Origin of the sequence: Neobacillus niacini (genome assembly GCF_023715415.1) — a bacterium.
Taxonomy (GTDB): Bacteria; Bacillota; Bacilli; order Bacillales; family Cytobacillaceae; genus Neobacillus; species Neobacillus niacini_C.
On the sequence record NZ_JAMBOB010000101.1, the window covers coordinates 1 to 251 of the forward strand.

The 251-nt window shown below is 35.9% G+C and carries 1 rRNA gene; it reads right to left on the reverse strand.

The window, feature by feature from the left end:
* Positions 1-72: ribosomal RNA gene (locus M3189_RS26750) — 16S ribosomal RNA — on the reverse strand; the annotation flags it as partial.
* Between the last annotated feature and the right edge of the window lie 179 nt (positions 73-251).

The window sequence follows — 251 nt, forward strand, 5'->3', positions numbered from 1 at the left end:
GATTCGCTCGACTTGCATGTATTAGGCACGCCGCCAGCGTTCGTCCTGAGCCAGGATCAAACTCTCCAAGAAAGTTGATATAGCTCATTTGTTACGTTGGCTTAGCTTTTTTCAAAAAGCTAAAAAAATTGTTTGTTGACGTTCTTGTTTGTTTAGTTTTCAAAGAGCAATTATTTTTAGCGACAAAAACTATCATACCATGCTAGCTCATTAGTGTCAACGTAAAATCTTATTTAAGTTTTTTATGTTGA